At 61.1% G+C, this 8,207-nt stretch carries 6 protein-coding genes; 1 reads left to right on the top strand and 5 read right to left on the bottom strand.

The features are described 5' to 3' along the window. Window positions 1-71: 71 nt before the first annotated feature. From BK667_RS24460 to edd, 5 genes are all read right to left on the bottom strand, one after another. Window positions 72-1,331 (bottom strand): D-mannose isomerase, encoded by a 1,260-nt coding sequence (locus tag BK667_RS24460; RefSeq protein ID WP_123599156.1) that lies wholly within the window; start codon window positions 1,329-1,331, stop codon window positions 72-74. 319 nt (window positions 1,332-1,650) lie between these two features. Then, window positions 1,651-3,120 carry an ATP-binding protein gene (locus BK667_RS24465; protein WP_123599157.1) on the bottom strand — a complete coding sequence of 490 codons (1,470 nt, stop codon included), beginning with the start codon at window positions 3,118-3,120 and terminating at the stop codon, window positions 1,651-1,653. Further along, window positions 3,110-3,841 (bottom strand): response regulator, encoded by a 732-nt coding sequence (locus tag BK667_RS24470; protein ID WP_008155851.1) that lies wholly within the window; start codon window positions 3,839-3,841, stop codon window positions 3,110-3,112. The genes BK667_RS24465 and BK667_RS24470 overlap by 11 nt, the downstream gene beginning before the upstream one ends. A 277-nt stretch (window positions 3,842-4,118) precedes the next feature. Further along, on the bottom strand, window positions 4,119-5,069 hold the full coding sequence (locus tag BK667_RS24475) for a glucokinase (protein WP_123514160.1): 951 nt from the start codon (window positions 5,067-5,069) through the stop codon (window positions 4,119-4,121). Then, complete coding sequence (gene edd, locus BK667_RS24480; protein WP_123599158.1) at window positions 5,066-6,892, bottom strand: phosphogluconate dehydratase; 1,827 nt, start codon at window positions 6,890-6,892, stop codon at window positions 5,066-5,068. Before edd ends, BK667_RS24475 begins: the two co-directional genes overlap by 4 nt. 220 nt (window positions 6,893-7,112) lie before the next feature. Between edd and gap the strand changes: the two genes are divergently transcribed. Continuing rightward, on the top strand, window positions 7,113-8,114 hold the full coding sequence (gene gap / locus BK667_RS24485; RefSeq protein ID WP_123514156.1) for a type I glyceraldehyde-3-phosphate dehydrogenase: 1,002 nt from the start codon (window positions 7,113-7,115) through the stop codon (window positions 8,112-8,114). Window positions 8,115-8,207: the final 93 nt, after the last annotated feature.

An 8,207-nucleotide genomic window follows, 5' to 3' on the forward strand; every position in this document is an offset into this window, starting at 1 on the left:
GCTGCATAGGATTTTAAACAGGAGTTATCCCCTCGCAGGTAACGAAGGGACGCTTGAATGTCACCACATGGTTACACAGGAGCGCTCTGGGACAACTGCCCCAAAGCCGTGGCCATACTCGGTGCCAGCGGCAGGCGCGGAATCAAAACCGCCTGCCAGGCGTGATACAGATCGGGTTTACCTGCCCAGATATCGGCGCTCGGACGGTTTTGCGGATCGAGTTCATGGTGCCAACTGCCATCGCAGCGGTCGATGAAATGACTGTCACAAAATTCCCAGAACAGTCGGTACCAGGTTTCGTATTGTTCATCGCCGGTGCGTTTGAGCAGGGCACTGGCGGCAGCGCTGGCTTCGCAATGGGTCCAGTGCAGGCGATGGCGAACCACGGCGCGATTGTCCCAGTCCAGGGTGTAGACAATCCCCGGTGCGCCATCGACATTCCAGCCGTGACGGCAATTGTGATCGAAGAGTTTTTGCGCGTCGGTCGCCAGCCAACCCGGCGTGAGCATCCCGGCCCGGACCCGTGCGGCTTCGAGGTGCAGCAACAGCCGCGCCCATTCGAAACCGTGGCCCGGCGTGGTGCCGTAAGGGCGGAAACCGTCGGCCGGGTTGTCGTGGTTGTACTCGCGCAACGGCTGCCAGTCGCGATCAAAATGCTCGACCACCAGGTAATCGTTGGCGGCGGCGTGACCGTGGATAACACGCTCGACGATCCGTTGCGCGCGGACCAGCCAGCGGTGGTCGTCGGTGACATCCGCCAGCGCGAGGAAGGCTTCGGTCGCGTGCATGTTGCTGTTGGCGCCGCGGTAGGCTTCTTCCTCGCTCCAGTCGCGATTGAAGGATTCGCGCATGGCGCCCTCCTCCTCGCTCCAGAAATGCGTGTCGATGATCTGAATTGCCTCATCGAGCAAGGCTTGCGCACCGGGCCGTTGCGCGGCCACTGCCGAACTCGCGGCGAGGGCGACGAAGGCGTGCAGGTACGCGGCTTTGCCGGTGTTGTCGTCGCAGTGATGGGCAGTGGCAAACCATCCGCCGTGTTTAGCATCCTTCAACGGACCGTTGAGGGCCTGGACGCCGTGATCCACCAGTTCGGCAAACCCTGGCAGGCCCTGGATATGGGCCATGGCGAAGCTATGGGTCATGCGCGCGGTGTTCATGGTTTCAGCGTGGGCGTTGGCCGGGAGCTGGCCCTTTTCATCGAGATTGCCGAAGCCATCGGGGAGCTTCGAAGCCTTGGCGAACGCCAGCAGGCGCAGGCCTTCGGCGGCGAGCCATTGCTGGTGGGCAGGCGCGTTCAGCCAACTGCTGAAGGCAGGTTGGAAGGTGTCCATGGGGTACCTTTTTTGTTGTTATGACTGAGGGGCAGTCTAAACAACGGTTGGGGCGAGGCAGGTAACGAAGGGGGCGGGGTTTGTCACAGGGTTGTGACAAATGTGTTGGGACTTTGGAGTTGTGTTGAGTTTAAGAGTCACCCCTCACCCCAGCCCTCTCCCCAAGGGGTAGAGGGGGCCGACCGAGTTGTTCTTGGAGCTACATCGACCTGAAATACCGAGTCGAACTCAGGTTTTGAAAAATCCCCGATCGGCTCCCTTTCCCCCTCTCTCCTTTGGGGAGAGGGTTGGGGTGAGGGGTGGATCTAAAGAGCGAAACTCAATCAAGCGACCGAGGAAGCTGCAATGTCACCCGCAACCCACCCTCACGCAAATTCTGCAAACTCACTTCCCCACCATGGCTATGCGCAATATTGCGCGCAATCCCCAATCCCAACCCATAACCCTGCTGCTGCCCGGCCAGGCGGAAGTGCGGTTCGAACACTTGCTCCATCCGCTGCTCCGGCACGCCGGGCCCTTCATCGTCGACATGCAGGATGAACGCGCTCTGGTCGTCATCGATATGCAGATGGGCGTTCTGCCCGTACTTCAAGGCGTTGTCGATCAGGTTGCCGATGCAGCGCTTGAGCGCCAGGGGTTTGCCCGGATACGCGGCAAATGCCCGGCCCTGTTGGGTCACGCGACCATTGCCGTTGGGCGCCAGGTACGGCTCCACCAGGCAATCGAGCACATGATTAAGATCCACCGGTTCGATGTTTTCGTGGATGTCAGTGTCTTTTACGCATTGCAGCGCGCCTTTGACCAACAACTCCAGCTCATCCAGATCGCGGCCGAACTTGGCTTGCAGCGTTTCGTCTTCGAGCAATTCGACCCGCAAGCGCAACCGGGTGATCGGCGTGCGCAGGTCGTGGGAAATGGCGCTGAATAGCTGGCTGCGTTCGGTCAGGTAACGGCTGATCCGTTCGCGCATCGCGTTGAAGGCGCGTCCGACTTCGACCACTTCACTGCCGCCGCCCTCGGGCACCGGCTCGACTTCAGCACCGAGGGACATGTCCCGCGCCGCCCGCGCCAGGCGCTTGAGCGGACGACTCTGCCAGTGCACCAGCAGGCCGATGAACAACAGCAAGAAACCGCTGGTGAGCACGATAAACCACACCTGCTGCGCCGGCAGGCCCTGCTCTTCAAGACTGGTGTAAGGCTCGGGCAACAGCGAGGCGATGTACAGCCATTCCCCCGGGGCCATCTGGATTTGCGTGACCAGCACCGGCGGGTTTACCGGTTCCAGGGTCAACGCGTAATGCGCCCAGGAGCGCGGCAATTCATCGAGTTTCAACCCGCTGTTGAAGATCCGCAGGTCTTCGGGGCTGACAAAGGTCACCGAGATATCGGTGTCGTGACCCAGGGACTCGCGCAGTACTTCGTCCACCGCTTTGAGCACCGCCGCTTTACGCGGGGTGATCGGCAGCACTTCCATGCCCAGCGGTTTGTCATTGAGGGTCACCACGAACCGGGTGCCGCCCATGCTGCGCAACTGGTCGAGCACCAACGGCCGGAACGCCACCGGCAACGAGCGGAAATAACTGACGCTGGCTGTCATCGAATGCGCCAGGCTGCGAGCGCTGGTGACCAGGCCTTCGAGCTGGGTGGCGCGCAGTTGCGAAACCCAGATCACGCTCGACAGCGCCTGGGCGAACAGCACCACCAACAACGTCAACAGCAACATCCGCCCGAGCAACGAACGCGGCACCGGCACTTTGGCGGCGAATCGACGCAACCACTCAGTGGCCATTGCTGGCAACCACATTGGCGGCCAGTTGGTAGCCGCTGCCACGCACGGTACGGATAAGTCGCGGGGGCTTTTCGGTGTCGCGCAGACGCTGGCGCAAACGGCTGACGGCCATGTCGACAATCCGATCCAGCGGCATCAAATCACGGCCACGGGTGGCGTTGCCGATGGTGTCGCGGTCGAGGATTTCCTGGGGGTGATCGAGGAACAGTTTCAGCAACGCGAAGTCGGCGCCGGAGAGAATCACTTCTTCGCCATCAATGTGGAACAGCCGATGGCTGACCATGTCCAGGCGCCAGTCATCGAAGGCCAGCACTTCACTGCCGGAGCGTTCCTGACCAAATTGGGCACGGCGTAACAACGCTTTGATCCGCGCCTGCAATTCCCGAGGGCTGAAGGGTTTGCCGAGGTAATCGTCTGCACCGAGTTCCAGGCCAATCACCCGGTCGGCCTCGTCGGAACTGGCCGTGAGCATGATGATCGGCACCTGGGCCTGGCGCGGGTGTTGGCGAATCCAGCGGCAGAGGCTGAAACCGTCTTCGTCCGGCAGCATCACATCGAGGATCACCAGATCGCTCGGCGCCTCGTTCATCGCCTGGCGAAAGCCTGCGCCGTCCGGCGTGGTGCGCACCTGAAAACCTGCGCGGGTCAGGTAGGTGTCCAGCAACTCGCGTATCTCTTGATCGTCATCGACCAACAAAATCGACTTGTTGACTGAGCTCACAGGGGCGGCATCCTTGTTGTTTGAATTGGGCGGATTATGCCTGATCGTTCGATCGTTCCCACGCTCTGCGTGGGAATGCCTCAAGGGACGCTCCGCGTCCAGTGACGCGGAGCGTCACGGGCTGCATTCCCACGCAGAGCGTGGGAACGATCATTATCGTTGGTGTCTGTGCGGGCCCCTTCGCGGGCAAGCCTCGCTCCTACAGGTTGTCGGTGTTCTTTCGATCAACACTAATCCTGTAGGAGCGAGGCTTGCCCGCGAAGGGCGCGACACGGTCTCAAGCCTGGTCGAGCGCCACACCTGCGCCGACCAACCCGGAATACGGTGCCGTCACCAGCCACACCGGGATGCCTTTGAAGTAATCGCTCATGCAGCCCTTGTCGGCGAAGCACCGGGCGAAACCGCTTTCGATAAAGAAATCAGCAAACCGAGGCACCACGCCGCCGACGATGTACACGCCGCCGCGCCCGCCGGTGGTCAGCACGTTGTTGCCGGCCACGCGGCCGAGCCAGCAACTGAACTGCTCCAGCACTTCCAGGGCAATCGGGTCGCCAGCCAAACCGGCAGCGGTAATCGCTTCCGGCGTGTCGAGCACCGGCTCGTGGCCGTCCACCGCACAAATCGCCCGGTAAACCCGGGGCAAGCCACCACCACTCAACGCCGTTTCGGCGCTGACATGCCCGATCTCGTTGAAGATGTGTTGCCACAATTGGGTTTCCCGCGGGCTGCTCAACGGCAAATCGACGTGACCGCCCTCGCCCGGCAGCGCCGCATACCGGCCCTCGCCGAGATCGAGCAAAGTGCCAACACCCAAACCCGTGCCGGGGCCAATCACCACCGCTGGCCGCAACGGTTCCGGCGTGCCTTCGCAGACCACGCGGAATTCGTCTGGCTGCAAACGGGTCATGCCCAACGCCATCGCCGAGAAATCATTGACCAGCAGCAGTTGGTCCACCTGCAAGGTCTGGCAGAACCCCTTGCGACTGAGTCGCCAGTGATTGTTGGTGAACCTGAATTCATCGCCACTCACCGGGCCGGCGACCGACAGGCACACCGAACCGATGTCGCCCGGTTTCAACCCCAAGCCGCTGAGGTAGACGCCAATGGCCTCCTCAGGGCTGGCGTGATCTGCCGTCGCCAGCACCTGGATCGACTCCAGTTGCTGGTTTTTCCACAACGCGAAACGTGCGTTGGTCCCACCGATGTCACCGACCAAAGCCAGTTTCAATTAAGCGTCTCCAGGGCAGAAGTGAAGGCGCTGGCGCCCTGCTCTGCGGAGCTGAAGGCCATGCGCATGAAACCAAACAGTTCGCGCCCGCTGCCGATGTTGTTACCCAACAAACCCTTGGCCGGGGTGCGCGCTGCGAATTCTTCGGCGTCCACCTTAAGCTCCAGGGTGCCTTTGACGCCATCGACGCGGATGATATCGCCCTCCTGCACTCGCGCAAGAGCGCCACCGACGTAAGCCTCGGGGCTGACGTGAATCGCCGCCGGGATTTTCCCCGAGGCGCCAGACATCCGCCCATCAGTGACCAGTGCCACTTTGAAGCCGCGATCCTGCAGCACACCGAGGAACGGCGTCATCTTGTGCAATTCCGGCATGCCGTTGGAGCGCGGGCCCTGGAAGCGCATCACCGCGACAAAATCCTTCTCCAGCAAACCGGCCTTGAACGCGTCGGCCAAATCCTGCTGATCCTGGAACACCATGGCTGGCGCTTCGACAATCTGGTTTTCCAACGCCACGGCGGAGACTTTCATCACCCCGCGACCGAGGTTGCCTTCCATCACCCGCAAACCGCCCTCTTGCGAGAACGCACGAGCCACTGGCCGCAGGATGGTTTCGTCGAGGCTTTCGATCGGGCCTTCGCGCCAGACCAGTTCGCCGTTATCGAGAAACGGCTCCACGGTGTAACGGCTCAGGCCGTGGCCGAGCACGGTGTTGACGTTTTCGTGGAGCAGCCCGGCTTCCAGCAGTTCGCGGATCAGGAACGACATGCCGCCCGCCGCCTGGAAGTGGTTGATGTCGGCTTTGCCGTTCGGGTAGACGTGGCTCAGGGTCGGCACCACCTCGGAGAGGTCGGCCATGTCTTGCCAGGTCAGTTGAATGCCCGCCGCCATGGCGATGGCCGGCATGTGCAAGGTGTGGTTGGTCGAGCCGCCGGTGGCGTGCAGGGCCACGATGGAGTTGACCAGCGAGCGCTCGTCGACGATTTCGCCGATCGGCATGAAGTCGCCGTTCTGCTTGGTCAGGCGGGTGACCTGATGCGCGGCCTCGCGGGTCAGGGCCTCGCGCAACGGAGTGTTCGGGTTGACGAAAGAAGCGCCCGGCAAGTGCAGGCCCATGACTTCCATCAGCAATTGGTTGGTGTTGGCGGTGCCGTAGAAGGTGCAGGTGCCAGGGCTGTGGTAGGAATTCATTTCCGATTCCAGCAACTCTTCGCGGCTGGCCTTGCCTTCGGCGTAGCGCTGGCGCACATCGGCTTTCTGCTTGTTGGAGATGCCCGAAACCATCGGCCCGCCCGGCACGAAAATCGTTGGCAGATGACCGAAACGCAGGGCGCCCATCATCAGGCCCGGCACGATTTTGTCGCAGATGCCGAGCATCAGCGCGCCGTCGAACATGTTGTGGGACAACGCCACGGCGGTGGACAGCGCGATCACTTCACGGCTCGGCAGGCTCAGTTCCATGCCCGGCTCGCCCTGGGTCACGCCGTCGCACATCGCCGGGGTGCCGCCGGCGAACTGGCCGACCGAGCCGATTTCGCGCAGGGCTTTTTTGATCTGTTCAGGGAAGACTTCGTACGGCTGATGCGCCGAGAGCATGTCGTTATATGAAGAAACAATTGCGATGTTCGCGGAGTTCATCATCCGCAGGCTGTTCTTGTCGTCGGTGCCGCAACCGGCCACGCCGTGGGCGAAGTTGGCGCATTGCAGCTTGCCGCGCATCGGACCGTCGGTGGCGGCGCCGCGAATCAGCGCAAGGTAAGCCTCACGCGTAGCTCGGCTACGGGCGATAAGCCGTTCGGTGACCTCAAGGACGCGGGGATGCATGTGTAGAACTCCAGGCTAACGGATGTGGCGACCTGATTGTCTATGCTGATCAAGGGCCGTTGTCGATGGGGTGACGGGCGGCTTTCTTGATCGATCGGACCAGTTGATTCAGGTCACTCGTTGTAGATTGAACAAAATATTGCCATTAAAAAGGCTTGTTTTCTATTTTTATGCGAATAATCTTGTAATTCCAACAACAAAACGACGGCGGCCCTGTTAAATGACTCTTCGAATCGCAATCAATGGTTTTGGCCGTATCGGCCGTAATGTCCTGCGCGCACTGTATACCCAAGGCTACCGCCAGGATTTGCAGATCGTTGCCATCAATGACCTGGGCGACAGCTCGATCAACGCTCATCTGCTGAAGTACGACACCGTTCACGGCACATTCGACGCCGATGTTCAGCACGATAATGAAAGCCTGACCGTCAACGGCGACCGTATTTCGGTCAGCGCCATCCGCAACCCGGCCGAACTGCCATGGGCTGCCGAGAAAGTTGATGTCGTCTTCGAATGCACCGGTTTGTTTACCGACCGTGCCAAAGCCGCCGCGCACATTACGGCCGGCGCGCGCAAAGTGATTATCTCGGCCCCGGCCAAAGGCGCCGACGCCACCGTGGTTTATGGGGTCAATCACGACATTCTGCGCCAGTCGCACCAGATTATTTCCAACGCCTCCTGCACCACTAACTGCCTGGCCCCGGTGGCCCAAGTGCTGCACCGTGAGCTGGGCATCGAAAGCGGTCTGATGACCACGATCCACGCCTACACCAACGACCAGAACCTGACCGACGTCTATCACACCGACCCATACCGCGCCCGTTCCGCCACCCAGAACATGATCCCGAGCAAGACCGGCGCCGCTGAAGCGGTCGGTCTGGTACTGCCGGAACTGGCGGGCAAACTGACCGGCATGGCCGTGCGCGTGCCAGTGATCAACGTATCGCTGGTGGACCTGACCGTGCAGCTCAAGCGCGAAGCGTCGGCCGATGAAGTGAACGCGCTGCTTAAAGAAGCCGCTCAACACTCGAAGATTCTCGGCTACAACACCCTGCCGCTGGTCTCCAGCGACTTCAACCACAACCCGCTGTCGTCGATCTTCGACGCCAACCACACCAAGTCCAGCGGCAAGCTGCTCAAGGTGCTGGCCTGGTACGACAACGAATGGGGCTTCTCCAACCGCATGCTGGATAACTGCCTGGCGCTCTGCAACGCCGAGTAACCCCGCAATACCTGTAGGAGCGAGGCTTGCCCGCGAAAGCGGTGTGTCAGTGACATCAACGTGCCTGACACACCGCTTTCGCGGGCAAGCCTC

The organism is Pseudomonas frederiksbergensis, assembly GCF_003732705.1.
Lineage (GTDB): Bacteria > Pseudomonadota > Gammaproteobacteria > Pseudomonadales > Pseudomonadaceae > Aquipseudomonas > Aquipseudomonas frederiksbergensis_F.